Source organism: Gordonia sp. 34D, from assembly GCF_056682775.1.
The window spans coordinates 3,629,254-3,655,875 of the sequence record NZ_CM155293.1; the positions used below are offsets into that span (position 1 = coordinate 3,629,254).

General features: G+C 64.0%; 28 protein-coding genes. 22 read left to right on the forward strand and 6 right to left on the reverse strand.

Annotated elements, in window-relative coordinates; genetic code table 11:
- Nucleotides 1-69: 69 nt before the first annotated feature.
- The 14 genes from AC1L34_RS16905 (at nt 70) to ccsB (ending at nt 14,008) form a co-directional block, all read left to right on the forward strand.
- Complete coding sequence (locus AC1L34_RS16905; RefSeq protein ID WP_424294028.1) at nt 70-1,407, forward strand: glutamyl-tRNA reductase; 1,338 nt, start codon at nt 70-72, stop codon at nt 1,405-1,407.
- Nucleotides 1,408-1,516: 109 nt separating this feature from the next.
- Nucleotides 1,517-2,440: a hydroxymethylbilane synthase gene (gene hemC / locus AC1L34_RS16910; protein WP_424294047.1), complete on the forward strand. Its 924-nt coding sequence runs from the start codon at nt 1,517-1,519 to the stop codon at nt 2,438-2,440.
- 96 nt (nt 2,441-2,536) lie between these two features.
- Nucleotides 2,537-4,144: a bifunctional uroporphyrinogen-III C-methyltransferase/uroporphyrinogen-III synthase gene (locus tag AC1L34_RS16915; RefSeq protein ID WP_424294029.1), complete on the forward strand. Its 1,608-nt coding sequence runs from the start codon at nt 2,537-2,539 to the stop codon at nt 4,142-4,144.
- Nucleotides 4,145-4,237: 93 nt separating this feature from the next.
- Nucleotides 4,238-5,176 (forward strand): porphobilinogen synthase, encoded by a 939-nt coding sequence (hemB, locus tag AC1L34_RS16920; RefSeq protein ID WP_480035344.1) that lies wholly within the window; start codon nt 4,238-4,240, stop codon nt 5,174-5,176.
- Nucleotides 5,177-5,202: 26 nt separating this feature from the next.
- Complete coding sequence (locus AC1L34_RS16925; protein ID WP_480034958.1) at nt 5,203-5,850, forward strand: hypothetical protein; 648 nt, start codon at nt 5,203-5,205, stop codon at nt 5,848-5,850.
- Entirely contained in the window at nt 5,847-6,293 is a 447-nt protein-coding gene (locus tag AC1L34_RS16930; RefSeq protein ID WP_424294032.1) for a hypothetical protein, read from the forward strand. The genes AC1L34_RS16925 and AC1L34_RS16930 overlap by 4 nt, the downstream gene beginning before the upstream one ends.
- Nucleotides 6,293-6,931: a DUF3093 domain-containing protein gene (locus AC1L34_RS16935; protein WP_480034959.1), complete on the forward strand. Its 639-nt coding sequence runs from the start codon at nt 6,293-6,295 to the stop codon at nt 6,929-6,931. Before AC1L34_RS16930 ends, AC1L34_RS16935 begins: the two co-directional genes overlap by 1 nt.
- A gap of 2 nt (nt 6,932-6,933) precedes the next feature.
- Nucleotides 6,934-7,845, forward strand: coding sequence for an SGNH/GDSL hydrolase family protein (locus AC1L34_RS16940; RefSeq protein WP_424294034.1), 912 nt, complete (start codon nt 6,934-6,936; stop codon nt 7,843-7,845).
- Nucleotides 7,846-7,920: 75 nt separating this feature from the next.
- Nucleotides 7,921-9,276 carry a glutamate-1-semialdehyde 2,1-aminomutase gene (gene hemL / locus AC1L34_RS16945; protein WP_480034960.1) on the forward strand — a complete coding sequence of 452 codons (1,356 nt, stop codon included), beginning with the start codon at nt 7,921-7,923 and terminating at the stop codon, nt 9,274-9,276.
- Nucleotides 9,277-9,903: a histidine phosphatase family protein gene (locus AC1L34_RS16950; RefSeq protein ID WP_424294036.1), complete on the forward strand. Its 627-nt coding sequence runs from the start codon at nt 9,277-9,279 to the stop codon at nt 9,901-9,903. It begins immediately after the preceding gene.
- Nucleotides 9,900-10,508, forward strand: coding sequence for a TlpA family protein disulfide reductase (locus AC1L34_RS16955; RefSeq protein ID WP_424322270.1), 609 nt, complete (start codon nt 9,900-9,902; stop codon nt 10,506-10,508). The genes AC1L34_RS16950 and AC1L34_RS16955 overlap by 4 nt, the downstream gene beginning before the upstream one ends.
- Nucleotides 10,505-11,314, forward strand: a complete 810-nt coding sequence (locus AC1L34_RS16960; RefSeq protein ID WP_424294038.1) for a cytochrome c biogenesis CcdA family protein — start codon at nt 10,505-10,507, stop codon at nt 11,312-11,314. Before AC1L34_RS16955 ends, AC1L34_RS16960 begins: the two co-directional genes overlap by 4 nt.
- Complete coding sequence (gene resB, locus AC1L34_RS16965) at nt 11,311-12,945, forward strand: cytochrome c biogenesis protein ResB (RefSeq protein ID WP_424294039.1); 1,635 nt, start codon at nt 11,311-11,313, stop codon at nt 12,943-12,945. The genes AC1L34_RS16960 and resB overlap by 4 nt, the downstream gene beginning before the upstream one ends.
- A gap of 40 nt (nt 12,946-12,985) precedes the next feature.
- A complete protein-coding gene (gene ccsB / locus AC1L34_RS16970; protein ID WP_424294040.1) occupies nt 12,986-14,008 on the forward strand; it encodes a c-type cytochrome biogenesis protein CcsB in 1,023 nt (340 codons plus the stop codon).
- 57 nt (nt 14,009-14,065) lie between these two features.
- Here the strand turns inward: ccsB and AC1L34_RS16975 are convergent, their stop codons facing one another.
- Nucleotides 14,066-14,230: a hypothetical protein gene (locus AC1L34_RS16975; RefSeq protein ID WP_424294041.1), complete on the reverse strand. Its 165-nt coding sequence runs from the start codon at nt 14,228-14,230 to the stop codon at nt 14,066-14,068.
- 289 nt (nt 14,231-14,519) lie between these two features.
- Nucleotides 14,520-14,735 carry a BldC family transcriptional regulator gene (locus AC1L34_RS16980; RefSeq protein WP_424294042.1) on the reverse strand — a complete coding sequence of 72 codons (216 nt, stop codon included), beginning with the start codon at nt 14,733-14,735 and terminating at the stop codon, nt 14,520-14,522.
- A gap of 235 nt (nt 14,736-14,970) precedes the next feature.
- Here AC1L34_RS16980 and AC1L34_RS16985 point away from each other — a divergent pair, with 235 nt between their 5' ends.
- From AC1L34_RS16985 to AC1L34_RS17010, 6 genes are all read left to right on the forward strand, one after another.
- A complete protein-coding gene (locus AC1L34_RS16985; RefSeq protein ID WP_424294043.1) occupies nt 14,971-15,297 on the forward strand; it encodes a DUF4229 domain-containing protein in 327 nt (108 codons plus the stop codon).
- Between the two features lies 1 nt (nt 15,298).
- Entirely contained in the window at nt 15,299-16,402 is a 1,104-nt protein-coding gene (gene cds1 / locus AC1L34_RS16990) for an L-cysteine desulfhydrase Cds1 (RefSeq protein WP_424294044.1), read from the forward strand.
- A gap of 57 nt (nt 16,403-16,459) precedes the next feature.
- The gene (locus AC1L34_RS16995) at nt 16,460-17,140 is read left to right on the forward strand and encodes an ABC transporter ATP-binding protein (RefSeq protein WP_424322269.1); all 681 of its coding nucleotides are present in this window, start codon (nt 16,460-16,462) and stop codon (nt 17,138-17,140) included.
- 1 nt (nt 17,141) lies between these two features.
- Complete coding sequence (locus tag AC1L34_RS17000; RefSeq protein ID WP_424322268.1) at nt 17,142-19,670, forward strand: FtsX-like permease family protein; 2,529 nt, start codon at nt 17,142-17,144, stop codon at nt 19,668-19,670.
- A gap of 160 nt (nt 19,671-19,830) precedes the next feature.
- Complete coding sequence (locus AC1L34_RS17005) at nt 19,831-20,097, forward strand: helix-turn-helix domain-containing protein (RefSeq protein ID WP_424294297.1); 267 nt, start codon at nt 19,831-19,833, stop codon at nt 20,095-20,097.
- Nucleotides 20,090-20,749: a Clp protease N-terminal domain-containing protein gene (locus tag AC1L34_RS17010; RefSeq protein ID WP_424294298.1), complete on the forward strand. Its 660-nt coding sequence runs from the start codon at nt 20,090-20,092 to the stop codon at nt 20,747-20,749. The genes AC1L34_RS17005 and AC1L34_RS17010 overlap by 8 nt, the downstream gene beginning before the upstream one ends.
- A gap of 96 nt (nt 20,750-20,845) precedes the next feature.
- Here AC1L34_RS17010 and AC1L34_RS17015 read toward each other — a convergent pair whose 3' ends face one another.
- Nucleotides 20,846-21,733 carry a 1,4-dihydroxy-2-naphthoate polyprenyltransferase gene (locus AC1L34_RS17015; protein WP_424294299.1) on the reverse strand — a complete coding sequence of 296 codons (888 nt, stop codon included), beginning with the start codon at nt 21,731-21,733 and terminating at the stop codon, nt 20,846-20,848.
- Between the two features lie 193 nt (nt 21,734-21,926).
- On the opposite strand from AC1L34_RS17015, the gene AC1L34_RS17020 reads away from it, so the two are divergent.
- Together AC1L34_RS17020 and AC1L34_RS17025 are read left to right on the forward strand one after the other, a co-directional pair.
- Nucleotides 21,927-23,288 (forward strand): alpha/beta hydrolase family protein, encoded by a 1,362-nt coding sequence (locus AC1L34_RS17020; RefSeq protein ID WP_480034961.1) that lies wholly within the window; start codon nt 21,927-21,929, stop codon nt 23,286-23,288.
- Nucleotides 23,289-23,453: 165 nt separating this feature from the next.
- The gene (locus AC1L34_RS17025; protein ID WP_480034962.1) at nt 23,454-24,779 is read left to right on the forward strand and encodes a PE-PPE domain-containing protein; all 1,326 of its coding nucleotides are present in this window, start codon (nt 23,454-23,456) and stop codon (nt 24,777-24,779) included.
- 9 nt (nt 24,780-24,788) lie between these two features.
- Here the strand turns inward: AC1L34_RS17025 and menE are convergent, their stop codons facing one another.
- The 3 genes from menE to AC1L34_RS17040 are packed head-to-tail and all read right to left on the reverse strand — an operon-like array spanning nt 24,789 to nt 26,613.
- On the reverse strand, nt 24,789-25,964 hold the full coding sequence (menE, locus tag AC1L34_RS17030) for an o-succinylbenzoate--CoA ligase (protein ID WP_424325319.1): 1,176 nt from the start codon (nt 25,962-25,964) through the stop codon (nt 24,789-24,791).
- A 16-nt stretch (nt 25,965-25,980) separates the two neighbouring features.
- Nucleotides 25,981-26,292: a DUF3349 domain-containing protein gene (locus tag AC1L34_RS17035; RefSeq protein WP_424293237.1), complete on the reverse strand. Its 312-nt coding sequence runs from the start codon at nt 26,290-26,292 to the stop codon at nt 25,981-25,983.
- A 48-nt stretch (nt 26,293-26,340) separates the two neighbouring features.
- Nucleotides 26,341-26,613, reverse strand: a complete 273-nt coding sequence (locus AC1L34_RS17040; protein ID WP_424293236.1) for a hypothetical protein — start codon at nt 26,611-26,613, stop codon at nt 26,341-26,343.
- Nucleotides 26,614-26,622: the final 9 nt, after the last annotated feature.

Consider the following 26,622-nt stretch of genomic DNA (forward strand, 5'->3'; position numbering starts at 1 on the left):
AGAGCGCCAGTGGGTGGTCTTCAGTATCCGCTGACGCGGTGAAGATCCGCGGGCGGGAGGCTTGTCACTGTGAGTGTGTTGTTGTTCGGCGTGTCCCACCGAAGTGCCCCCGTGTCGGTGCTCGAACGACTCTCGGTTGCCGATCACGACCGACCCAAGCTGGTTGACGCGCTCCTGTCTACGCGCACCGTTTCCGAAGCCATGCTGGTTTCGACGTGCAATCGTGTCGAGATTTACGCGGTGGTCGATGCCTTCCACCCCGCCTTGGAGGCCGTCGGTCAGGTCATCGGGGACTTCAGCGGTCTGACGGTCGCCGAACTCACCGACCACGCCTACGTCCGCTACTCGGAAGCGGCCGTTGAGCACCTCTTCACGGTGGCCGCAGGCTTGGACTCCATGGTGGTCGGGGAACAGCAGATCCTCGGCCAAATCCGCTCCGCCTACTCCGAGGCCGACGACCATCGCGCTGCAGGCAGCACCCTGCACGAACTGGCGCAGCAGGCGCTTCGGGTCGGTAAGCGGGTGCACACCGAAACCGGTATCGACCGGGCTGGCGCCTCCGTGGTGTCGGTTGCGGTGAATCGAGCGACAACCATTCGCGGAGCCGATCAGCCGCCCATGCGAAAAGCTGTGGTGCTCGGTGCGGGTGCCATGGGTTCGTTGGCGACCAGCCAACTGGCGAACGACGGCGTCACCGACATCACGGTCGTCAACCGGACGGCGGCCCGGGCCACCGAGGTCGCGGCAACCGTCGCCGAAAAGTACGGGATCAATACGCGCGGAGTCACCTTCGACGACATCGCCGCCAGCATGACCGACGTTGACATCGTGGTGACCTGCACGGGTTCGGTGAGCGCGGTTGTCCAGGTCGGTGACGTGCACTCGGCGCTGAAACACCGCGCCAACCCGGCGCCGATGATGATCTGCGACCTTGGGATTCCGCGTGACGTGGACCCGGCCGCCGGTCGTCTGCCTGGCGTGCACATCGTCGACATTGAGGGCTTGCGGGGAGATGAGCAGGCGCGTGCGGCCGAGGCCGACACGCTCGCCGCGCAGTCGATCGTCGCTGGCGAACTCGCCACCTATTTGGCGTTGCAACGGCAAGCCGAAGTAACGCCGACTGTCGCCGCCTTGCGTCAGCGGGCCGCGGAGGTGGTTGAGGCGGAGTTGCTGCGGTTACAGGGGCGGCTGACCGGCTTGGACGATGCTCAGCGCGACGAGGTTTCGAATGCTGTGCGGCGTGTGGCCGACAAGTTGCTTCACGCACCGACCGTTCGCGTTAAGCAGTTGGCGTCGTCGGGCCGCGGCGACCATTATGCTGAAGCCCTGCGAGAGCTGTTTGAACTGAAACCTGGTGCTGCGGAATCGGTTTCGGCTTCCGATTCGGGTATCGAAGACCTGCGCTGAGTCGATCTTGGTCAGTTGCAGATCCCACAGATAGGACGAGATCATCGTGCAAGATTCTTCTCCGCAAGCGACCGGTGACCGGGTACCTGCGGGAGCGTTCGGACGGACGATCCGCATCGGTACTCGCGGGTCGCTCCTGGCGACCACCCAGGCGCAGGGTGTGGCCGATCAACTGACCGAGGCCGGTCATCCCGCGGAACTGGTCATCATCAGTACGGCGGGCGATACCTCGACGGCACCGGTCGCCCAGATTGGTGTCGGTGTGTTCACGACTGCCATCCGACTGGCGTTGCGCGAGGGGGAATGCGACGTCGCAATCCACTCGTACAAGGATCTTCCGACAGCGCCGGAGGATGGCATTGCGATGGGTGCCGTTCCGCCCCGCGTCGACTCCAGAGATGCGCTGGTCAGTAGGGATAATCTGGTGCTGGGCGAACTGCCGCCGGGGTCCGTGATCGGCACATCGTCGCCGCGACGGGCCGCACAGCTTAGAGCACTGGGTCTCGGTTTGGAAATTCGCCCCCTAAGAGGCAACCTTGATTCTCGGTTAGGCAAAGTCGCGAGCGGTGAGCTGGATGCCGTTGTGGTAGCCCGAGCCGGGTTGGTACGCATCGGTCGAGCCGATGTGGTTACCGAGGCACTTGATCCATTGGTCATGCTGTCTGCTCCGGCGCAGGGTGCCTTGGCAGTGGAATGTCGTTCCGATGATGCTGAACTGGTGAGAATTCTCGCCGAGTTGGACGATCCGTCCACCCGCGCAGCGGTTGATGCCGAGCGTGCGGTACTCGCGGCCCTTGAGGCCGGGTGCACCGCGCCGGTCGGTGCACTGGCAGAGGTGGTCGATTCGATCGACGAGGACGGGCGCATCTTCGCCGAACTGTCGCTCCGCGCGGTAGTGGCGGCCGAGGACGGATCCGAGGTGATCCGGGCTTCGGTGGTGGGCCCGGTCGATCAGGCCGCACAACTCGGCAAAGGTCTCGCCGCCGAACTGCTCGAGCTCGGTGCTGCGGCTTTGGTCCCCAAGGGACCGTAGGTCGCGGTCGACGCTCGTGCAGGAGAACCTTTATCCCGATGTGGCGGGATAGGAACGAACTGCAGCCCCGGGGGCGGGGCAGGAGAGTGCGAACGCATGAGCCGTACGAAGAATGCTAATCCTGGCCGGATCCTGTTCGTGGGGTCGGGTCCCGGTAATCCGGATCTGCTGACCGTGCGAGCACAAGAAGTCCTGGTGAACGCGACGACCGCCTATGTGGATCCCGACGTGCCAGCCGGTGTGCTGGCCGTCATCGGTTCGGCGCACGCCGTGGACGAACAGCCGCCGACGCGCGCTGGTCGCAAGGCCGCCGCCGAGCAGAGCGAAGACGCACCGGAGGTTTGCAAGCCCGCGCTGGGAGATCCGGCGCAGGTCGCCAAGGCGCTCGTTGCCGAGGCCAAGACCGGGGTCAACGTGATTCGCGTAGTCGCAGGTGATCCGATGAGTTCGGATGCCGTACTCGCCGAGGTCACCGCGGTGGCCCGCACTAGCGTCCCGTTCGAGGTGCTGCCCGGTATTTCCGCAGCGTCCGCTGTCCCGAGCTTCGCAGGCATGCCACTGGGGTCGGGTCACACCGTCGCCGATGTGCGCGGCGATGTGAGCTGGCCGGCCCTGGCCGCCGCGCCCGGCCCGCTGGTCCTGCATGCCACGTCCGGTCACCTGGCCGAGCTTGCCAGTGCCCTCACCGAACACGGACTGGCCCCGCAGACTCCGGTCGCCATCACCGTCAACGGCACCACGTGTGCGCAGCGAACCATTGAGGCGACGCTCGCGACCGTCAACGAAATGGGCAACGCCCTCACCGGTCCACTTGTGGTGACGGTTGGCAAGGTTGTCAGCCAGCGCGGCAAGTTCTCGTGGTGGGAATCGCGCGCCCTGTATGGCTGGACCGTCCTGGTGCCGCGCACCAAGGAACAGGCCGTCGACATGAGCGAACGTCTCGAATCGCACGGTGCCATCCCCAAGGAAGTGCCGACGATCGCCGTCGAACCGCCGCGCAGCCCCGCGCAGATGGAACGCGCCGTCAAGGGTCTCGTGGATGGCCGCTACCAGTGGGTCATTTTCACTTCGACTAACGCCGTTCGCGCCGTCTGGGAGAAGTTCGCCGAGTTCGGCCTGGATGCCCGCGCGTTCTCCGGCGTCAAGATTGCCTGCGTTGGGGCTGGTACCGCAGCGAAGGTCCGCTCGTTCGGTGTTGAACCCGACATGGTTCCCGACGGCGAGCAGTCGTCGCTGGGTCTGTTGGATTCGTTCCCGCCCTACGACGAGGTCTTTGACCCCGTTGACCGCATCCTGCTGCCGCGCGCCGACATCGCGACCGAAACCCTCTCCGAAGGCTTGCGTGAACGCGGCTGGGAGATTGATGACGTGACCGCGTACCGCACCGTTCGGGCGGCACCGCCACCAGCAGCCACCCGCGAAATGATCAAGACCGGTGGCTTCGACGCGGTGTGCTTCACCTCCAGTTCGACGGTCCGAAACTTGGTCGGCATCGCAGGCAAGCCGCACGCGCGGACCATCGTGGCGTGCATCGGGCCGAAGACTGCCGAGACGGCCATCGAGTTCGGTTTGCGCGTGGACGTGCGCCCCGAGAACGCTTCGATTGTGGAGCTCGTCGATGCGCTCGCCGCGCACGCCGCGCAATTGCGCGCCGAGGGGGCCCTGCCTCCGCCGCGTAAGAAGTCGCGTCGTTCGCGTTCCTGAGCTCGTGAAGTGGTGAAGTGAGGTAGTAAATTGACCGGTCCTGAAAGTCGTCCCGCTGTGGTTCGGCCCCGTCGATTGCGCACTTCACCCGCGATGCGGCGCCTTGTCGCCGAAACCCGGCTAGACCCGGCGCAGTTGGTGCTGCCGATGTTCGTTGCCGACGGAATCGACGAACCTCGCGCCATTTCGTCAATGCCGGGCGTGCACCAGCACACCATGGATTCGCTGCGCGCCGCGGCCGACGATGCCGTGGCCGCCGGCGTCGGCGGGCTCATGCTGTTCGGGGTTCCGAAGGCGGAAGATAAAGATGCGACTGGTTCGGTCGGCGACCGATCCGACGGCATCCTCAATCGGGCCCTCGGCTCACTGCGTTCCGACCTCGGTGACAGCACCGTGATCATGGCCGACACCTGCCTCGACGAGTTCACCGACCACGGTCACTGCGGTGTGCTGACTGCGTCGGGCACCGTCGACAACGATGCCACCCTGCGGCGATACGAAAAGCTCGCCGTCGCGCAAGCCAGCGCCGGTGCCCACGTGGTTGGGCCCAGCGGCATGATGGACGGTCAGGTGGCAGCCATCCGCGACGCGCTTGACGCCGAAGGCTTCATCGACACGGCCATCCTTGCCTACACCGCGAAGTACGCGTCGGCGTTTTACGGGCCCTTCCGCGAGGCCGTCGGATCGTCGCTCGTCGGCGACCGCCGCACCTACCAGCAGGACCCGGCTAACCGGCACGAGTCGGCCCGCGAACTCCTCGCCGACCTTGAGGAAGGTGCCGACATGGTGATGGTGAAGCCTGCCATGAGCTACCTCGACATCGTTCGCGACGTCGCCGACCGCACGGACTCCCCGGTTGCGGCCTACCAGGTCAGTGGCGAGTACTCGATGATTGCCGCAGCCGCTAGCAACGGATGGATCGATTTCGATGCGGCCATCGACGAGGCGGTGTTGTCGATCGTGCGCGCTGGCGCATCCATCGTGCTCACCTACGCGGCGACAGGTATCGCGCGCCGGTTGCAGCGCCGCTGAATTCCGATCGTGATTAGGCTGGTGTCATGACCGCTCCCGGATCGCCCCACGTGCCCGTGGACGCGCGCCCTCAACGCCCGGACACAATTGTGCTCGGCGTGCAGCTCTGGTTTGCCGTAATCGTCCTGCAGATTGTGGCGGTGGCGTCGAAGTTTAACGTCCTCAAAGCCAGCTCCGAGCAACAACTCGAAGATGTCGCGAAGAAAATGAACGAGCCGTCGCTGGTGAACAACACCACGCTGATGGTGATCGTGACCCTGGTCTTGCTTGCCGTGGTCCTCTCGGCGATCGCGGGAATCCTGATGTGGTTTACCTATGCCGGACACAACTGGGCTCGGCTCCTGCTCGGCTGGGCGAGCGCGTTCCTGACCGTCGACCTCGCTTTCGCCCTCGTTGCACTTTTCAGCACCTCGACCTCGAATTCCGATCTGCCCGAGCCGCCGGCGTGGGGCATGATTCCGTCAATCCTGGGCGGCGTGTGCGCGCTCGGTGCATTGATTGCTTTGATGCACCGTGACAGCACCGCGTACTGCCGCAGCATGTCGGAGTACCGCACACAACGGCGACGCAATCGACAGCAGCCGCCGCCAAGCGGGCCCGGTTGGCCGGACCCCAACTCGCCGGTCCAGAATCTGCCCTGGCGTGACCCCAACGGGCAGAATGACTTGCGATGATTGAAATTGCCCCGCGGAGGAGAACTCCCCGCCCGGATCCGCATGCCCGCCCGACCCTCGTGGTGTGGGCGCTGAGACTGTGGATGCTTTCCGGCGTGCTGCTGATCGCACTTGGCGTGCTCGGCATCATCGACGACGTAGTGAACTTCGGGTTCGATTTCGGCGTCCTCGCCATCGACGTTCTCGTGATCATCCTCGGTGTCGCCTACCTCCTGCTGGGGGCTAAGACCTACCGGGGTGCCGTGCAGTGGCGGTCGTCGCTGTCTGCCCTGACCTGCGTGGTGGCGGCGATGCTGCTGCCGTTAACCATTGGCTTCCAAAGCGGGGGCCTGGCCCTGGTGCTGGCGTCGGCCGTCGTCGGACTGTGCGGTTCGGTGCTGGCCTACCGGCCGCAGGCCGACGCGTGGTTCAAGTGCAAACTCGGTACCGGAGACTGCAACTAGTGGCCAGCGGCAAGGACGATTCACCGCAGCAAAAGGATGATTCAGCCGAGAAGAACGCTGACATCGACGAGCAGTCCTCCGACGACGCTGCGAGCGACGAGGTCGACACCGAGGAAACACCGAACGAACCGGTCGACAAGCCAGAACCTGTTGATCCCGGGGAGACGCTCTTTTATGAGCCCGGCGGAAGCTGGTGGGTGGTGGCGATCGGACCGGTCCTGATCATTGCGACGCTGGTGATGGAGATCCTCGGCAAGGGGCGGATCCATTGGGAAGTCCTCACGATCTTTGGCGTGGTCCTCATCGGCTTCTCGATCCTGCAGGTCTTCGCGGCACGACAGCACGTCTCGGTGACGCTCACCGAAACCACACTGACGCAGGGGGCGGAGACCGTCGCGCTCGCCGACATCGTGAAGATCTTTCCGGAGAACCACGGCAACGAGACCTACGAATGGGAGAGTGCCCGGGCCCTCGGTGAGCTCCCGGCGGTGCCTCGACGTCGACGCGGGATTGGCGTCCGACTCAAGAGCGGCAAATTGGCGCAGGCGTGGGCACGTGATGTGGACCGATTGCGCGCGGAGCTGACCGAAGCGCATCTCGCCGTCAAGATGGGGTTGCCGCCGAAAGGACGCAGCTAGCTGTGGCGAGCGAGTCGAGGTTCCGGACCGTCGTACTTCCGGCCTTCGCTGCGCTCGCCGCCGTTGTCGCCGTGGCGGCCGGTGCGATTTGGATCATTGACGCCACCCCGGACGACGACGACACTGTCGCCAATTCGCCCGCACCGGTCGCAGGTCCGCAGTTGGTGCACCTCGGTGACAGCTTTGCCTCCGGTGCGGGAACCACCCCGCTGGTCGAGGATTCGCCGGTGATGTGTCAGCGCGCGCAAGCCAACTTCGGCGAACGTATCGCTGCGACCCGGAAGCTGACGGTCACCGATGTGTCGTGCGCTGGCGCGACCACCGAGGATTTCCGGGTGGCCCAGTACGACGGCGTCGGCCCCCAACTGGATTCGCTGAGCACGTCCGCGAAGTATGTGACGGTGATGATCGGCGGCAACGATGGGGCGCTATTCACCACCTTGGTCGGTGAGTGCACGCGGTTGGCGCAAGATGATCCGACGGGCTCCCCATGCACCAGTGCGCTGGGGCGAAAACCATTCCGCGCGATCGCCACGCATACCCAGCCCGATGTCACCGCCACCCTGGCCGAGATCCGTCGACGGGCACCCAGTGCGCAGGTCCTCATCGTCGGATATCCGAGACTGATGCCTGCGGCCCGCACCTGCCGCCCCGCGGTCGGTATCGCGGACGGGGACCTCGACTATGTGAACCGGATCGAAGCGGCTCTCAACGCCGCCGTGCGCGCGGCCGCGAAAGCGACCGGTGTCACCTATGTCGACCTTGAGCGACCCTTTGCCGGGCACGATGCCTGCGCTGCCCGGGGAACTCGCTGGATCGAACCGCAATACGGTGCCGACACGGCAGTCGTAATGCACCCGAACGAGCGAGGCCAAGAGGCTATCGCCGCCGCCGTCGCCGCCCAAATGCGCTGATCCCAGCGCCCGCTTTAGTGTGACGTTGGCGGCTGCGATTGGGCGGAGCCGCCAGGTTTTGGAACACTGGAGGCCATGGCCAATCCTGTCGATGCTTCTGTCACGAACACTGCGGTGAGCGCGGCCCTGTTCAAGCGGGCGTCGCAGGCAATTCCCGGCGGCGTGAATTCCCCGGTTCGGGCGTTTTCCGCCGTCGGTGGGACCCCGCGTTTCATGGCTTCGGCCAACGGGTGGGAACTGACCGACGCGGACGGCAACACCTATGTGGACCTGGTTTGTTCGTGGGGCCCGATGATTCTCGGGCATGCGCATCCGGCGATCGTCGAAGCCGTGCAGAAGGCCGCGACCACCGGTCTGTCGTTCGGCGCGCCCACCGAAGCCGAGATTGAACTCGCCGAAGAAATCATTGACCGCGTCGACCCCGTGTCGCGTGTGCGGTTGGTGAACTCCGGGACCGAGGCCACCATGTCTGCGGTCCGATTGGCCCGCGGGTTTACCGGTCGCGTCAAGATCGTGAAGTTCTCGGGCTGCTACCACGGTCACGTCGATGCACTGCTTGCCGACGCTGGCTCGGGTTTGGCGACCCTCGGTCTGCCGACTTCGCCCGGGGTGACCGGTGCGGCCGCCCACGACACGATCGTCGTGCCGTATAACGACATCACCGCCGTGGAGCGTGTCTTCGCCGAATACGGATCTGACATCGCCGCTGTCATTACCGAAGCGGCAGCGGGAAACATGGGTGCCGTCGCACCGGTCGCCGGGTTCAACGAAGGCCTCCGCAAGGTGACGTCGGACAACGGTGCCCTCCTCATCATGGATGAGGTCATGACCGGGTTTCGGGTGAGCCCGGCCGGCTACTACGGCATTGACGGCGTCGCCGGTGATCTCTACACGTTCGGCAAGGTGATGAGCGGGGGCTTGCCTGCCGCCGCGTTCGGCGGACGCACCGAGATCATGGATTACTTGGCTCCCAATGGTCCCGTCTACCAGGCTGGAACCCTTTCGGGGAATCCGGTCGCCGTTGCCGCGGGTCTGGCGACCCTGCGTGCTGCGACCGCCGACGTCTACACCGCGCTCGACGCCAACGCCGCCCGTCTGGCCGCATTGATCGGTGATGCACTCACCGAAGCTGGCGTGAGCCACCGAGTACAGAAGGCCGGCAACCTGTTCAGTGTCTTCTTCACCGACCCCGATGCCGACCAGAGCGAACCGATTGTCGACTATGACGGCGTCAAGGCCACGCAGACCTGGCGGTTTGCCCCGTTCTTCCATGCCCTTCTCGCTCGCGGTGTTTACCCGCCGCCCAGCGCGTTTGAAGCGTGGTTTGTTTCCGCAGCACTTGACGATGAAGCATTCTCAATCATCGCCGAGGCGCTTCCGGCGGCCGCCGCAGCTGCGGCCGCGGCACGTAATCCCGGGGAGGGATCCTAGATGAAGACGATCGTCCACATGATGCGCCACGGCGAGGTTTATAACCCCGAGGGCATCCTTTATGGTCGGCTCCCCGGATTCCACCTGTCGGACACGGGTGCCGCGCAGGCGCAGATCGTCGCCGACGCCCTCACCGACCATGACATCACCGCGGTTTTCGCCTCGCCGCTGCAACGCGCACAGGAAACCGCGACGCCGATCGCGTTGGCACACGACCTGCCGATCACCCCGCTCGACGGCCTTCTGGAGGCGGAAAACCAGTTTGAGGGCCTCAAGGTGGCCGTCGGAGATGGTGCCCTCGGCAAGCCCCGCCACTGGATGAAACTGCGCGACCCCTTCACGCCGTCGTGGGGTGAACCGTACATTCAGATCGCACACCGGATGCTGGCTGCGGCCAACACCGCGCGGGATGCCGCACGCGGTCACGAAGCTGTTTGTGTGAGCCACCAGTTGCCGGTCTACACGCTGCGCCGATTCCTGGAAGGGCAGCGACTCTGGCACGACCCCCGCGTCCGCCAGTGTTCCCTCGCTTCGCTGACATCGCTGATCTTCGACGACGACGCCCTGGTCGACATCGTCTATTCGGAACCGGCTGGCGAATCCGACCCCAGGGTCACCGGAGCATGACCGCCCGGCAGCGGGGGCAGCGTGTGGCAGCGGTGCTCGGAACGCTTGTCGTCGGTGTAGCCGTGCTCGCCGGTTGCAGCACCGGGGACGACGCTGTGGCGCAGGCCAACGGCAATCAGTTCGTCTCACCGGATGGCAAGACGGTCATCGAATACGACCAAAGCTCGCGGAAGGACATCGGCACCGTCCAGGGCGAAAACTTGGTCACCGGTGAGACCGTGAAGCTGTCGGATTACGCGGGCAAGGTGGTCGTGGTGAATGTGTGGGCCTCCTGGTGCCCGCCATGCCGCACCGAGTTCAGCGAGTTGGAAAAGTCGTTCGAGGACACCAAGGCTGCGGGCGTGCAATTCGTCGGCATCAACTTCCGGGACAGTAAGTCCCGTGCGCAAGACTTCGTCAGTGACCGCAAGGTTCCGTACCCGTCAATCTTCGACTACGGCGGTCAGAACCTGGCAGCCCTGGGGGTTCCGGTCGGCGTGGTTCCGACAACGGTGATCCTTGATCGGCAGCACCGACCCGCGAAGGTGTACCTGCGGGCGATCACCGAGACCGAGCTCACCGCCGCCATCAATGAGGTGGCGGCCGAAGGGTCGGCTTCTCGATGACCCAAACCCACTTGGCCGATCTGGGCTCCACTTTCGCCGGAACGGTCACGAGCGGCCCACTGCTGCTCGCACTCGGCGTCTGTGTGCTGGTGGGACTGATTTCTTTTGCCTCGCCCTGCGTGGTTCCGCTGGTTCCCGGTTACCTGTCGTACCTGGCGGGGCTGGTCGGAGCCGAGGCCCCCGCGGTGGGTGTTGACGAAGGCCGCAAGGACGGTCGCTGGCGGGTCGTCGGAGCCGCCGGACTCTTCGTCCTCGGCTTCACCGTTGTTTATGTGTTGGCGACGGTAGCGCTGTTTGGGGCAACGTCGTTGTTCCTCGACACTGACCGACTGCAGTTGATGCAACGCATTGGCGGCGTCTTCACGATCATCATGGGCCTGGTGTTCATTGGGATGATTCCGTGGCTGCAGCGCGATAAACGCATGACACCGCGCAGATATTCGGGCGTGATCGGCGCACCCATCCTCGGTGCCGTGTTCGCGATCGGATGGATCCCCTGCAGCAGCGCCACGCTGGGTGCCGTGATTGGCGTGGCCATGAGTACCGACGGGAACACCCCGGCCCGCGGTGCGCTCCTGGTTGCGGCCTACTGCTTTGGCCTTGGCATTCCTTTTGTCCTCCTGGCGTTCTCGTCGGCGTGGGCCGTTCGGAGTCTTACCTTTGTTCGCCGGCACGCGCGCACCATCCAGATTGTGGGCGGCGTGTTCCTGATCTTGGTCGGCATCATGCTGGTGACCGGCTGGTGGACCGAATTCATCGACTGGATTCGGTTCGCGTTCATTAGCAATGTGGAGTTGCCCGTATGAGTGAGCCGTCAGTACCCAAGCGTTCGGTTTTCAATCGGTTCGTTGTGACCCCGCTCCGCAAGGTGTGGCGTGGTCTCACGTCCATGCGAACCGCACTTGCTTTGCTGTTCCTGCTGGCCCTCGCGGCAATTCCGGGTGCCCTGCTCCCGCAGCGTGATCTCAACGAGTCGAAGACTCTCGAGTACATCGCCGACAAGGGCGAGTGGGGCGTGTGGATGGACCGATTCCAACTGTTCGACGTCTTCTCGTCGAGTTGGTTCACCGCCATCTACGTTTTGCTATTTATTTCGCTGGTCGGTTGTTTGACACCCCGCACCTGGGAGCACTACCAAGCATTGCGCACCAAGCCGGTGAAGGCTCCCCGCAACTTGGCGCGACTGCCGCGGCACATTACCGACACCGTCGACGGTGAGCCCGCCGAGATCGCCGAGCGGATCGACACCAATCTCCGCGGGTGGCGAACCGTGGTGCGTGAGGTTGAGCCGTCGGCGCGGTATCCGGAAGGCGCCGTCGAAGTTTCCGCGGAGAAGGGCTACCTTCGCGAGTTTGGCAACTTGGCCTTCCACTTCGCGTTGCTGGCGCTGCTGATCACCATCGCCTTCGGCAAGCTCTTCGGTTACGAGGGCAGTCGCACGCTGGTCGCGGACGGCGAACAGGTGCTGTGCAATACGTCGACGGCGGGTTATGACTCATTCCGGGCGGGCTCAATGGTCGACGGCACGGGCCTCGAACCCTTCTGCATCCGCATCGACGACTTCAAGGCGACCTTCTTGCAGACCGGTCAGCCCGACATGTACGACGCCAAGATCGCCCACACGACGGACATGAGTGCGCCAGCCGACACCTGGCCGACAACGCAGGTCCAGGTCAACAACCCCCTGCGTATCGCCGGTGACCGCGTATACGTGCTCGGCAACGGTTTTGCGCCGACGTTCACCGTGACCTTCCCGAACGGGGAGAAGCGCACGATGACCGAGCCGTTCATCCCGCAGAGCACCCAGACCATGCTGTCGGAGGGCGCTGTCCGTTTCGACACCCCCGCGGGGATGTTCCCGAACGAGGACGATCGTCGTAAGAATCAGATCGCCATCGAGGGTCTCTTCGCGCCCGACGCGGTGTTCCCGCACGAGGGGATCCTCGACTCCGGCGGTCCGGTACCGAACAAGCCGATGGTCGCCATCCGCGTCTACCAGGGTGACACTGGCCTGGATACCGGGCTCCCGCAAAACGTGTACCAACTCGACCAAAAGTTGATCGATCAAGGTCGGCTCAAGCAGAAGTCGTCGGTGAACCTTGCCGTCGGTGCCGACACCACGCTGCCCGACGGAACCAACGTTCGCTTCGACGGGTACGAGCGGTGGGTGTCGATTCAGGTATCGCACGATCCGGCGCAGCTCGGTGTCCTAATTTCGGCGGTCGCCATGGTGTTGGGGCTGGTCGTATCGCTGATGATTCGCCGTCGTCGAATTTGGGCTCGCCTAGTGCCTGTTGCCGACGGCACTCAACGACGTACTGTAGTAGAGGTGGCTGGCCTGGCCCGGACGGACCAGGCTGGCTGGGGCGATGGATTCGAGGAGCAAGCTCGCGGGCTCTTCTCCACCGAAGCGCCAAAGAACCGGGGCACGCTATGAGATTGCGGCACCGGTTGCGGAATGAGATGAGGATTCGTTCATGAACGAGGTCACAGTCGGCTACGTCAACGAGACGCTGTCGCGGTATTCGGATTGGTTCTATGCCACCAGCATCACCGTCTATGTGATTGCGATGCTGATGTTCCTGGGATCGCTGGCCGCGGCCCGCTACGCGAAGATCGAAGATCAGGCGGAGGCCAAAGAATTGGTCGGCGCTTCGGTCGGTGGATCATCGGCTGGCGATCGCGTCCCCGGCAAGGTCGCCGACCGGACCCCGCGTCGTAGTCTCGGCGAGAAGCTCGCAGCGATGGCCTACCCGGTTGTTTGGGTTGGCTTTGCCGCTCAGCTCGCGTCCATCGTGCTGCGCGGTCTTGCGACCGAGCGTGCCCCGTGGGGCAACATGTACGAGTTCATCTCGCTGACTTGCCTCGCCTGCGTCGGCGCGGGACTTGTGGTGCTGCGCAAGCGCGAAGCACGTCCGCTGCTGAGCTTTGTGCTCGTCCCCGTCGTGCTGCTGATGTTTATCGGGGGCCGCTACCTGTACACGCAGGCGGCGCCGGTGGTGCCCGCACTGAAGTCGTACTGGCTGGCGATTCACGTCTCGATCATTTCGATCGCCTCGGGTGTGCTGCTGGTGGCCGGTGTGGCGAGCATCCTGTACCTGGTTCGCACCAATTGGCCGACCGTCGACGGCGCCGACGAGCGGGCCACCGGGTTCGGTGCATCGATTCGCCGACTGACCGCTCACCTGCCGAGCGCGGACGCTCTAGACCGGACCGCCTACAAGTGCACGGTCATCGGCTTCCCACTGTTTGGTCTGGGCATTATCTGCGGTGCCATTTGGGCCGAGGCGTCATGGGGCCGATTCTGGGGCTGGGACCCCAAGGAGACGGTGTCGTTCATTGCCTGGGTGATTTATGCGGCCTACCTGCACGCCCGCGCAACCGCTGGCTGGCGCAATGCCGCCGCGTGGGTCAACGTTGCAGGCTTTGTGGCGTTGATCTTCAACCTGTTCGCCATCAACCTGGTGGTCTCCGGCCTGCATTCCTACGCTGGCCTGTAAGACAAAGTTCGCTAACTTCTCGCGGCCCCGCTCTTTCGAGTGGGGCCGCGAGTGTTTCTAGTGACCGAGCGTGCGGAGGAAGTCCGGATCGTCGTCGGGCCCCTTCGGAGCTGGTGGGCGTGAGCCGCGCGGCTGACCGTTCTCAACCGATTGGCTCTGCATGAGCCGCCACGAGAGGTACGCCGCAGCGATCACAATCGCGATCATGATCAGGTATGCCATCGCGGATGCCTCCTCTACTTACACATTCCGGACCCTGACTTCCCAGGGTACCTGGGGACGTCGCCCCGCCGCGGCTCCGCCGATCTTCCCTTTTCTGTCACGATTCGATCGATCCATCACAACACGCCGCGATCGGTGACGGAAAGGTCGGAGCGTTCGTGTCGGATGTGACAGAAAAGGGGCAATTGCGGGAAAAACTCTGGGGATAAACAGCACTGCCCCGGTTGAGGTGACACCGCTCGGGGGAGAGGTCGGTGCCACCTGAACCGGGGCAGGGCTGTGGAGTGACTTAGGAGTGGTTGAGCAGATCGACCACGTCGGCCTCGCGGAAGCGGCGGTGGCCTCCCGGAGTGCGGATCGACTTCAGCACACCCGACGACGCCCAGCGGGCGACGGTCTTCGGGTTGACGTTAAACATGGCGGCAACCTGGCCGGGGGTCAGGTTGTGTTGGGTGGCCAAAGCGGGCGTGATCAGCCCCGCATTGTTGTCGGCGATGGCAGTCATCGGATTCCCCTCGTTCGGTAGCGGACGTACAGGCCTTTTCGGCCATACCAACAGGAGTACACCCCCAAGTGCCGATTGCTCGAACAGTCAGGAGTTGGTAAAGAGTCCGTAATGTCGGATGAGTTCGGTTTCTTCGTCCTCCGTTTGGAGGAGCGGATTCTTCTATTTGTCCTGGTTAGGCGGTCTTTGGGATCGATGTCGCGACTGCCGTTCACGGCGAAGTACCCTGAGAGGTATGACAGATCAACGACCCGCTGAGGAACCGACCGATCAGCAGGCCCCGGCAACCGCGAAGACGCTGATCCTCGCTGTGGTGCTCTACTCACTGGCGCGCATCGCCCTCGTCGTGGCGATTGCTCTGGCCATCTTTGGCCTCGGCATCCTCATCGGTGTGAAGGTCCCACCGCTGGTTGCCGCCGTGTTCGGTGTGCTCATCGCCATCCCCCTCGGAATGGTGCTGTTCAAGACGCTGCGCATCAACGTCAACGACCAAATCGCCCAGGTCGACGCCAGGCGCGCCGCACAGCGCGACGACCTGCAGTCTCGACTGCGCGGCGAGTGACATGACGTCGATGGTGCAGCACACCTCCGACCGCATGTGGACGTCGCGGGCCGTGCAGCTCATCGAGGCCGACGGTCGTCGCAGTGCCGATACTCACCTGCTCAAGGTGGATCTTCCGGAATGGGCGGCTAGCGGCGGCATTGATCTCTACCTGAAAGACGAGTCGACGCACCCCACCGGCTCGCTTAAACATCGACTGGCACGGTCGTTGTTTTTGTACGGCCTTTGTAACGGTTGGATTAGCGAAAATACGACCGTCATTGAGGCCTCGTCGGGGTCGACGGCGGTGTCGGAGGCGTACTTCGCCAAGTTGATCGGGCTGCCCTTCATTGCCGTGATGGTGAGCGGAACGTCGCCCGCTAAAACGCGGCTGATCGAAGCGCAAGGCGGCATCTGTCATTTTGTTGACACCCCGTCAGAAATCTATACGGTCGCCCAGCGGCTGGAAGCCGAACTCGGTGGCCATTTCATCGACCAGTTCACGATGGCCGAACGCGCCACCGATTGGCGCGGCAACAACAACATCGCCGAGTCGGTGTTTGCGCAAATGGAGGCCGAACGTCACCCGATCCCCGAATGGATTGTGGTTGGTGCCGGCACGGGCGGCACTTCGGCGACATTCGGCCGCTACCTGCGCTACCGCCAGCACCCGACACGCCTGTGCGTTGTCGACGTCGAGAACTCGGTGTTCCTGCCCGCCTACGAATCTGGTGACGGCACGCTCACTTCGTCGACCGCGTCACGCATAGAGGGCATTGGACGACCGCGCGTCGAACCGTCGTTTGTTTCACAGGTTATCGACGGCATGATTCCGGTGCCCGACGCTGCATCGGTGGCCGCGATGCGTTTTCTGAGTGACCGACTCGGCCGTCGGGTCGGGGGATCGACCGGCACAAACTTTTGGGGTGTCTGCACGCTCATCGCCGACATGGCCAAGATGGGACGTTCTGGCAGTGTCGTCTCGTTACTGTGCGACAGTGGTGACCGATACGATCACACATACTTCAACGACGAGTGGATCGCCGAGCAACAACTCGACCTGGGACCACCAACTGCCACGCTCACCGAATTTTTCGATACCGGAGAGTGGCGCGAGCCCAGGTAGAAGCACTGGGGCCCGTCGGCCTTGTCGTGCAACGCAATGCGGGGAGCACGGAGAATCATGGCGGTAGTCGAGGCGTCGAATCTCGTTCGCGAATACCAGATGGGAACCGAAACAGTCAGGGCACTCGACGGTGCGTCCCTGACTCTCGACGGCGGCCAATTCGTGTCGGTCGTGGGACCGTCCGGCGCGGGTAAATCGACGCTGCTGCACATCATCGGGGCGCTCGATGTCCCCACCTCCGGCACCATTCGGGTCGACGGCACCGACCTAGCGAGCCTGTCCGACGACGCCGCATCAGAGTTTCGACGCAAGCGAGTCGGTTTTATCTTTCAGTTCTTTAACCTCGTCCCCACCCTCACCGCGTGGGAAAATGTGGCACTGCCAAGGCTGTTGGACTCCCAATCGCTGCGGGCTTCGAAGCCGAGGGCGATAGAACTTCTGGAGCGGGTCGGCCTTGGCGGTCGCACCGACCACCGACCGTCGGAACTATCGGGCGGGCAGATGCAACGCGTCGCGATCGCGCGGTCGCTGATGATGGACCCCAAAATCCTGCTCGCCGACGAACCGACGGGCAACCTTGACTCCAAGACCGGTGCCGACGTGCTGGAACTGCTCGCCGAAGTTGCGCACGACGACCCCGACCGCCTGGTGCTGATGGTGACCCACGATGCTAACGCCGCCGCCGTCTGCGACCGCGTGGTGACCGTGCGAGATGGAAAGATCGACGGGGGACACTGACGTGAGTGCGTTGCTCGCCGGGCTGACGCGAGTCCGGATTTTCAACCTGCGCGAACTCGTCGGCCATCGTCTCCGGGTGGTGACCTCGCTCGCGGTGGTGCTGGTGTCATCGGCCCTCCTGGTGGCGGTTCTCGGCACCTACGGGTCGATGTCGGAATCAGTGCGGGCGTTTAATGCCGCCCTATCCGGTGATGCGACGGTCGAAGTTGCTGCCATCACCGACAGCGGCGTCGACGACGACCTCGTCGGCGAACTCCGCCGCGAGACACCTGGTGCCAAAGCCGTCGTGCCGCTGGTCCGCAGCACCGTCATCCTCAACAACCATCCGGCGGTGCTCCTCGGCTCCGACATGTACGTGACATCGCTGTCGAGCACGTTGCGCGACGCCATCAACTCCGGCGGATCGGGTGGCATCGATACCTCCCAACTCGACGACGGAATCGTCGTCGGGGCGGCCACCGGGCTTCACAAGGGGCAGCAGTTGACGCTGTCGGGAGTGGACGTGACGGTTGTCGAGGTGATCGACGACGCAGCCTCACAAACACTCAACGGCGGTCGTTTCGTGTTCGCCTACCTGGGACTCGCGCAGCGTCTGGCCGGTCTCAACGGTGCCGTCGACTCCATCCTCATCGTGCCGAAACCAGGTGTGGCGCAGGCGGATCTCAGCACACAGGCGGCCAACGTTGTTGGCGGTCGTGCCACGGTGGTGAACCCCGACTTTCGGGTAAAGCAAGTCGAGGTGGCGAACTCCGTCACGCATGACTCCACACTCCTGGTGTCGCTGGTGTCGTTGATCATCGCGGCCTTCCTCGTCTTTAACACCATGAACATGGCCGTTGCTTCGCGGCGACAGTCGTTGGCGTTGCTGCGCGCGCTCGGTGCCCGCCGCAGGCACCTGGTCGGTGACCTGCTCGCTGAATCGGCGATCCTCGGGCTCGTCGGCGGAATTGTCGGTATCCCGTTGGGGATCCTCGCCGGCCGCTGGATTATCGGTCGCCTACCCGACGCGTCCGAAGCCGTCGGCGTCGTCGTCAACTACCATTTGCCAGCCTATGCGCCGGTCGTGGCCGTGCTGGCCTGCGTTGCCGCGTGCGTCGGTGCGACGATGCTGGCGGCCCGGTCGGTGTTCTCCGTCGCGCCCGTCGAGGCGATGGTGCCCGGAGAAGCCGCCGATGCGACACCACCCGCGAGGCGGTTGCTGATCGCCAGCGGGGTCGTCGGGGTCGCGCTGATCGTCGGGGCCTGGGTTGTCGCCGAAACCATCGACGGTCGTGCCGCGATTTTGGCTGGCGCAGTGTATTCGGCTGGCGGGATCCTGCTTTGCTTCGCACTCATGGTGTTGCTCGTTCGCGGGGTAGTCGTAGCGTCGAACTGGTGGCGCGGCCCCGGCCGATTGGCCTCGGTGAACAGTGGTCGTGCGCCACGGCGCGTGTGGGCCACAGTGATGACCGTGGCCGTCGCGATCGCTGTCGGCGTTGGCATCTCCGGTTCCCTCAACAACCTCATCGGCTCGATCTCGGGGTCGATGGAAGGACTGTCGGACCCGGATTTCTATGTCTCGTCGCGCAGTGCCGAATCAATTCCGCTGGGCCCCATTCTGGCGCCGGAGATCAAGGAGCAGGTCAGCCAACTGCCGGGCGTGAAGAAGGTGGTCGGCGGCCAATGGGCCACCGTCAATATCGGCGATGCCCGGGTACTGCTACAGGGGCTCGAACCCGGAGCGTCGGCACCGTTCATTAAAAAATCGTCCGACGACGCCGTCCGGCAAACCCTGGCTGGCAACGGAATCCTGCTGTCGAAGGTGCTCGCCAGGGCTCTCGGTGTCACGACCGGCGACACCGTCCGCCTCGCGACGCCCACCGGCTATCACGAACTCGTTGTCCGAGACACCGTCAACTACGTCGCTATTGACTCTGGGACCGGGGCCGTGTCGAATACGTTGCTCAGAGAGTGGTTCCTCCGCGACGGCAACACCTACCTGCAGGTGACGGCCGAACCCGGGGCCGATCAGGCGCAACTGCGTGGTGAACTGTCGGCGATCGCGGCCGCGCATCCGGGCCTCGGCGACCGGCCAGTCCAGGTGTACACCGGGGTGGAGGCGCTTGACGCGACCAAGAAGAGCGCCGAACAAGCGGGTGCCTTTACCGTCGCGATTCAATGGATCGTCGCGGGCGCGGCCGCGATCGCGTTGCTCAACACATTGCTGTTGTCGGTGTTGGAACGACGCCGCGAACTCGCCGTCCTACGTGCCATGGGGGCGTCGCGCCGCTTCATTTCTCGGATGGTGTTGGCTGAGGCGGCGTCGATTGCGCTGGTTGGCGCGGCGGTCGGACTCCTGCTCGGCAGCGGTCTGCACCTCCTCGCCGACCGAATCCTCACAAAGACCACGTCGATCGACATTGCCTACGCGCCACAGTGGTCGGCCTTTGGCTATGTCGCAGTCCCCGTCGTCTTGTGTCTCGTGGGTGCTTTGGTCCCGGCCATGCGTGCCTCCCGCATGAACATCTCCGCCTCCCTCGTCGAAGAGTAACCCCACCTTTTCCCGTTCTCGCATGATGCGTCGATTCCCGCACTATGTCCGACATAGTGCGGGAATCGACGCATCATGCGAGAACGGGCCGGGGGCCGTGCGCAGCGAACAATTGTCAATAATTGTTGACAGAGGTCGAGCGTCAACATATATTGACATCATGCACAGTGATGAACGACCGAACGGCGACGATTCCATGATGCGGGCAGCGATTAGCGACGACCCCGCAGCGGGACTGGCCGTGGTTCGGGCTCTGCGAACTCTCGCCGACCGGCTCGAGGACATTCATGTGACTTCGGCAAGGTCGCAGGACTGGAGCTGGCAGGCGATTGCCGATGTTCTGCAGATCAGCCGTCAAGCGGTGCATCAAAAGCATTCAAATCGTGAAGCCGCGCAAGCGGTAGGAAAGGACGGCAACAATGTTTGACCGTTTCAACTCAGACGCACGCGCCCTGATGATGTTCGCGGGGCAAGAAGCACAAGAACTCGGCAGCCGCGAGATCGGCACCGACCACCTCCTCCTTGGCATGTTGGGCAACGCTCGCAGTCCGCTGTTCGCGGTGCTGGCCGACGAGGGGCTCACCTTGGCGGCAGCCCGAGAGGCCGTGCGCGAACGGCGCTCGGAAAGCGATCCGAAAGATCGCGCCGACCGCTACGAAGAAGACCGAGAAGCCCTGCTCACCATCGGCATTGACCTCGACAAACTGCGCGAAGCAGTCGGTGACCGCTTCGGTGAGGACCTCTCCGAAGGCTGGGGTGATCGCCCCCGTCGTGGACGGCCAGGCGGTCGCGGATGCGGCGAAGGCCCGGGGTTTGGTCCGGGCGGCGGCCGCGGCCGTCGTGGGCCTCGCGGTCGGGGCCGTGGCAGTCGGCTGTCCGGGCCGGCACGCGAAGCCATCCGGGACGCGTTCCACTCCGCCCGCGAGCATCACGACCAGGACATCAGCGTCTCGCGGTTGCTCCTGGCCATCCTCGACGGTGGTGACCCGGCCGGAGTAGCTGTCGTCGAATCGGCGACGACCGTCGACAGTCTCCGCGCTGCCGTCCTCGCCACCATGCCGGACGCGCCCGCGCACTAGTACGACAATCAAAACGGGAGGGCGACGACGCAATCATGCGTTGTCGCCCTCCTTGTTTGGGATCCCGCCACGTCGACGCGCAGCGGATCTGTGTCGCTACCCGAACGACAGTCCCAGCGCGGTGGCGACCGACCAGACCAGCATGGCCATGCCGGTGAGGGCCAGGACGGGGATGAGGTTGCGGCCCTGGGCGCCGCCAAGGACCAACTTGATCGGCTTAATGAGTGGGACGATCACGATCAGACCGGCCGCAGCGGCCGGAACGGCAACGGCGAGGCCGATACTCACGACCACCGGCACCAGGCATAACACCAGGAACAGGGTGCGCGTGCGGGCGTCACCGAGACGGACGGCGAGGGTGACCTTGCCGGACTCGGTGTCGGTCGGGATGTCACGCAGGTTGTTCGCGACGAGGACCGCGCTCGACAACGAGCCCACCGCGATGGCACATCCGATACCGATCCAGTCAATGGTGCCGACGGTGACGAATTGAGTGCCGAGGACGGCGACCAGACCGAAGAACACGAATACGGCAATCTCGCCAAAGCCCAAGTATCCGTAGGGACGTTTGCCGCCGGTGTAGAACCATGCGCCAGCGATACAGACCGCACCGATCAGCACCAGCCACCACGCTGTCGCGATGGCCAACACCAACCCGGCGACGGCACCGACGCCCAGGCAGGTGAACGCCGCGGCCTTTACCGACCCGGGGGAAGCGACCCCGGATCCGACGAGTCGCAGCGGGCCGACTCGATCGTCGTCCGTGCCGCGGATGCCGTCGGAGTAGTCGTTTGCGTAATTCACGCCAACGATGAGTGCCAGTGCGACGACGAGCGCGAGTGCGGCTTTCCACCAGACGACGTCGTTGTGCCCGTCGATGCTGCTCAGGTGCACGGCGGCACCCGTGCCCGCGATCACCGGAGCGATTGCGTTGGGGAGGGTGCGCGGTCGAGCGCCTTCGATCCATTGAGTCACGGTTGCCACGGGATCAGTCTCTCATCCCGGAGTTGGCCCACTGGGAACGACTCCGTAGGTGTCACGAGAACAGGTGACAGCCGTTCATACGTCACTGTAGGAAGGACTGTTTTTGGGAGATTGCGGCATGTTTTTATTGTTGCGGCGCGACGATGCGGAGGACACGTCTCGCCATTAAGTGACATTCAGTGGGGGACGTGCCTTGAAACGCGGAAGAATTGCGACGTCGGTAGCAGCATGCGGAATTTGTGCGGGACTTGTGGTTCCGGGGGCGCTGGCGACAGCGAACCCGCTACCCGCCGGCTTCGATCAATCGGTCGGGACGCTCGGCGAGCAACTCACTGCCGATCATGACCAACTCGGGGATTGGGTTCCCAACGCCGACAATGCCTTTGTCGTGGTGGTACCCGGCACCGATGATGATCGGTCGCCGCGCATTAACGACTTGGTCGGGGAGCGCGAATCGCTGATCGTCAACTACCCTGAATCGTTCTTCCCGGTGATCGCCGGTAAGTCTGGCAAACTGCCGTTCTTTGCGCCGACCTACGATAAGTCGCGTTCGGTCGCCACGAACAACACCCTCGCGGTGATGGAGGCGTTGAAGGACGCCGACGACGTGATTGTCTACACCGGCTATTCGCAGGGTTCGGACGCCTTGGGTAACGCTGTTGAGCAGGCACCGCCCGGTACGTTGGGGCCCAACTCGACCATCGTGCTGGTCTCCGATCCGCGCAGCCCGTGGGGGATAAAGTCGTTCGGCAAGAAGGTGCCGTTCGCGGACCAGGTGCTCAAGGTCATCGGCATCGATAACGACGGTGCTCGCGACCCCGCAAAGGCGGGCGACGCCAAGGTGGTCCACGTGATTGTGCAGGGCGATCCCGTCGCCAATACCCAGTGGATTTGGTACCGGCCGGTGTCGTCGTTGGCCGTGAATGGGCTCGGGTTCCTGACGATCCATTCCGGGACCGGCCCGTACACGTACGCGCACACCGAGAATCTCAATCACGTCAAGACTCTGCAGAGCGACGACGGCAACAGCACCTACGAGATCTACGACACCTACCACCCGATCGCGCTGTTCAACGCGATGATCTACGACGCGCTGGGCTTGCCGGTGTCACAAACGCAGTTGGAGCGTTGGGATGCGAGTGCCGAACTGTTCTATCCCACCCAGGAGGTTTCGGTATCGAACGCCGACCCGAAGGTGAAGGTTCACGAGGTGCCGTTGTCCTCGGGATCGCCGGTGTCCGCGCCAACCGTTCCCGAGGCTGGCGATCCGGCGACGGACGCCTCTGGCGGTGAGTCGACATTGCGCTCGGCGTCGGAGCCGAAGCACCAATTGGTCGACGAACAGGGCGACCCGGTCACCAACGACTATGGGCCCGAATTTACCGCCCCGAGTCATGCGGCACCCGATGCTCCGGTCACCGAAGACTTGAGCCAGCAGGGCCCAGTTTCGGATTCCGCGGACGATCAAGCGCCAGTTGAACCGGTCGGTGATATCGCGGGTGTCGATGCTGCCGGCGACACATCCAGCGACGAATCCCTCACGCCCGCTGCCTAACTGCAGGGTTGAGCGCTGCCTTTGCTTGCGCTGCGGTCGCGGCTGCCAATTATTCGTTTCTGAATAATCGACATTTTCGGCAAACGAGGCATGCTTTTGCCGCCGTGGCGGGACGATATGTGGACATCGTCTCGTCGGGGGACGACTTCAGTCGTGGAGATTACTGTGAAGCGCAATAAAGTAGCGTCGGCAATTGCTGCATTCGGAATCAGTTTGGGGCTGGTGGTGCCAGGCGCGCTGGTGTCGGCGAGTCCGATGCCTGCCGGTTTCGAGGACACGATCGCGTTTCCGGGGGACACCCTGCACGCCGATCACAATCAACTCGGAATGTGGGTTCCCAACTCGGACGATGCCTTCGTCGTGGTGGTTCCAGGCACCACCGACAATCGCTCCCCGCGCATCAACGACCTCATCGGCGACCGCGAATCGCTGATCATCCGCTACCCGGAATCATTCTGGCCAGCGATCTCAGGTAAGTCTGGTGCGTGGCTACCGCTGTGGGCACCCACGTACGACGAATCGAAGTCGGTGGCAGTGGCACACACCGTGGAAGTGATGAAAACGCTGAAAGATTCGGGCGAGGTCATCGTCTACACCGGCTACTCGCAAGGGGCCGACGCGTTGGGTAATGCCGCAGAGGAAGCCGGTTCGCTGGGCCCTAACACCACGGTCCTGATCATCTCCGATCCGCGTAGCCCCTGGGGAATAAAGGGGGCGCTCAAGAATGTGCCCTTCTCCGGTCTGCTGTTGGGCCTGCTCGGCGTCCAGAACGACGGTGCTCGCGACCCGGGCAAGACCGGCGACACCACCGTGATTCACGTCATCGTGCAGGGCGACACTATCGCTCACGTCCAATGGACCTGGTACCGGCCGGTGACGTCGCTGGTCGTGAACCTGCTCGGCTACTCGGTAATCCATACGGGTACCGGCCCATACACGTACGCGCACATCGAGAACCTCAAGCACATCAAAACCTTCAAGAGCTACGAGGGCAACAGCACCTACGAGATTTACGACACCTTCCACCCGATCGCGCTGTTCCGGGAGATGGTCTACGGCTGGCTGGGGATCCCGGTGTCGCTGGCGCGACTTGAGCGTTGGGATGCCTTGGCGGAATGGTTCTTCCCAACCCAGGAGATTACGGCGGTGAATACCGATGCGACGGTGAAACTTCACGAGGTGCCGCTGACCCCTGACCCGACGGTGCCGGTTGCCGACCCGACGGCCGTCGACCCGGCGCTGCCCGAGGTGGTGAATCCGCAGCCAGCGGTGGCACCGATCGTGCTGCCCAGCAGCGAAGATGGACCGGTCCTGGCAGAGCCGAGTGCGCCCGCGGTGCCCAACGCGATCGCGCCCAGTGAGGTGCCCGAGTTGCCGACTGTGGGGGTGCCAGCCCCGGCCATCGGTGATGATGCGGCGGAGACACCGGCCATTGCGGATGTCGGCGCTAGCGTTCCGTCCGACGGTGACGCGCTCCTGCCCGCCGCATAAGTCGGCGCGTTACGAGAACTGCGCGACGAGTGCCCGGCGATCGACCTTGCCGGGCCCGCGCAGTGGGAGTGCATCGACGTAGAAGATTTCGCGCGGTACCGCGTAGCGGTCGAGCCGTTTCGTCACCAGTTCACGAACCGCGGCGACGTCCAGGTCTGAACCGGGTGTCAGCACGACTGCCGCGACGATCCTCTCGCCGAGTCGATCATCCGGCAGTCCAAACACGGCGCACTCGGCGATTTCGCCGAACGCTTGCAGCACCGATTCGACGATCTGTGGGATTACGGTGAGACCGCCCGTGGAAATCGCTTCATCGGCCCGGCCGACGATTTCGAGAAGATCGCCGTTGTCGGCGCTGGTAAATCGGCCGAGGTCATCGGTCTGGAACCAGCCGGGTTCGGCGAATGCCGGATGGTCGGGGAGGTTGCGGTAGCCGAGTGCCAGGGTCGGCCCGCCAAGAGCGACCCGGCCGATGCCGGCGTCGTCGGGGTCGCTGACTTTGATCTGGACGCCGCGGAGGGGGGAGCCGTCGTAGACGCAGCCGCCAGCGGTCTCGCTCATGCCGTAGGTGCGGACGATCGGCAGGCGCGCGTCGAATGCGGCGGCCAGCAGGTCGGGGCCGGTGGCGGCACCGCCGACGAGGATGCCGTCAACATCTCGAAGTGCCTCGACGGCCGGTTGGTAGCTGAGTGCTTTCCACAGTTGTCCCGGGACCAGCGAGGTGTAGCGACGTTCGCCGCGCATGGACCGAAGTTCCTCAGCGAAGGTCACCGGGTTAAATCCCTCGGTGAGGTCTAAGACGACCGGGTCATGGCCCGCGGCCAACGACCGCAGCATCACCTGCATCCCCGCAATGTGGTGCGGGGGGAGAGCCAGCAGCCAACTGCCGGGGCCGCCGAGCTGTTCGGCGGTGGCGTCGGCGGAGGCCCGCAATGAGCCTGCTGTGTGCATCGCGCCCTTGGGGGTACCCGTGGTGCCCGATGTCGATACGACGAGGACTGCGTCGTCCCGGATGGGTTCGTCGACAGCCAATGCCTGCGATAGTCGTTGCACTTCGGCAGGCGAATCAGCGGGGAGTGGCAAGTAGGCGGCCTCGCCGTTGAGCAGAGCCAACAGATCCCGCCGGGCATCGAGCACGGCGGGATTTGCGGGCAAAACTAGCGGCCGAAGGACGCGCGCAGACATACCGGGATCAGCGGCGTTATTCGGCGACGATGACGTGGTCGGTCAGCGGCCAACCGGCGGCGGCCAGTCGAGCGGCCACCTGGCGGGTCTCATCTTCGGACGGTGCAGTTTCGGTGACCGCATGGATAGCGTCGCGGATTCGTTCCGGGGAGGCCGGAGTGTCGGCACCGTGCTCGAGGGCGAGCGTCAGCACAATGTCGGTGATTTCAGTTTCAGACAGGACCGGAGTCAGCAGAGCCAGGAGCGGTGGGTAATCCGATGCCGGGACACCCTCGGGGTATCCCGCGCGAACCCACTTGATGACGTTGTCGAACAGCGATGGTGCCATGGTGTTAACCAGTGCCTTTCAGACCGTTGGCAAGCTTTTGAGGGGCCGTCACTTCTTGTAGGCGAAGTCGGGGAAAATCTTCAGGTCAAAGTAGTAGTAGAGCGTTTGCCGCGTGATCCACAGGATGGCGATCGCGATCACGAGCCCGGCGATGGCGAAGAGCACATAACCGAGAACACGCGGAACCGCGTTGGGCTCCTTACCGGTGTCTCCGTGTCCGATGGCTTCTAGTCGCATGCCAACCGCAAACAGTGCGGGCAGGCCGGCACCGAACAGGAGTCCGATGGCGAGGACCCGGGTGATGGAAGTGACGATGTCCATGAGGAAGTA

Coding starts and splice junctions, on each gene's coding strand:
- AC1L34_RS16915 (WP_424294029.1), top strand. CDS start 2,537: ATGAGCCGTACGAAGAATGCTAATCCTGGCCGGATCCTGTTCGTGGGG.
- hemB (WP_480035344.1), top strand. CDS start 4,238: ATGCGGCGCCTTGTCGCCGAAACCCGGCTAGACCCGGCGCAGTTGGTG.
- AC1L34_RS16925 (WP_480034958.1), top strand. CDS start 5,203: ATGACCGCTCCCGGATCGCCCCACGTGCCCGTGGACGCGCGCCCTCAA.
- AC1L34_RS16930 (WP_424294032.1), top strand. CDS start 5,847: ATGATTGAAATTGCCCCGCGGAGGAGAACTCCCCGCCCGGATCCGCAT.
- hemL (WP_480034960.1), top strand. CDS start 7,921: ATGGCCAATCCTGTCGATGCTTCTGTCACGAACACTGCGGTGAGCGCG.
- AC1L34_RS16950 (WP_424294036.1), top strand. CDS start 9,277: ATGAAGACGATCGTCCACATGATGCGCCACGGCGAGGTTTATAACCCC.
- AC1L34_RS16955 (WP_424322270.1), top strand. CDS start 9,900: ATGACCGCCCGGCAGCGGGGGCAGCGTGTGGCAGCGGTGCTCGGAACG.
- AC1L34_RS16960 (WP_424294038.1), top strand. CDS start 10,505: ATGACCCAAACCCACTTGGCCGATCTGGGCTCCACTTTCGCCGGAACG.
- resB (WP_424294039.1), top strand. CDS start 11,311: ATGAGTGAGCCGTCAGTACCCAAGCGTTCGGTTTTCAATCGGTTCGTT.
- ccsB (WP_424294040.1), top strand. CDS start 12,986: ATGAACGAGGTCACAGTCGGCTACGTCAACGAGACGCTGTCGCGGTAT.
- AC1L34_RS16975 (WP_424294041.1), bottom strand. CDS start 14,230: ATGGCATACCTGATCATGATCGCGATTGTGATCGCTGCGGCGTACCTC.
- AC1L34_RS16980 (WP_424294042.1), bottom strand. CDS start 14,735: ATGACTGCCATCGCCGACAACAATGCGGGGCTGATCACGCCCGCTTTG.
- AC1L34_RS16985 (WP_424294043.1), top strand. CDS start 14,971: ATGACAGATCAACGACCCGCTGAGGAACCGACCGATCAGCAGGCCCCG.
- cds1 (WP_424294044.1), top strand. CDS start 15,299: ATGACGTCGATGGTGCAGCACACCTCCGACCGCATGTGGACGTCGCGG.
- AC1L34_RS16995 (WP_424322269.1), top strand. CDS start 16,460: ATGGCGGTAGTCGAGGCGTCGAATCTCGTTCGCGAATACCAGATGGGA.
- AC1L34_RS17005 (WP_424294297.1), top strand. CDS start 19,831: ATGCACAGTGATGAACGACCGAACGGCGACGATTCCATGATGCGGGCA.
- AC1L34_RS17010 (WP_424294298.1), top strand. CDS start 20,090: ATGTTTGACCGTTTCAACTCAGACGCACGCGCCCTGATGATGTTCGCG.
- menE (WP_424325319.1), bottom strand. CDS start 25,964: ATGTCTGCGCGCGTCCTTCGGCCGCTAGTTTTGCCCGCAAATCCCGCC.
- AC1L34_RS17035 (WP_424293237.1), bottom strand. CDS start 26,292: ATGGCACCATCGCTGTTCGACAACGTCATCAAGTGGGTTCGCGCGGGA.
- AC1L34_RS17040 (WP_424293236.1), bottom strand. CDS start 26,613: ATGGACATCGTCACTTCCATCACCCGGGTCCTCGCCATCGGACTCCTG.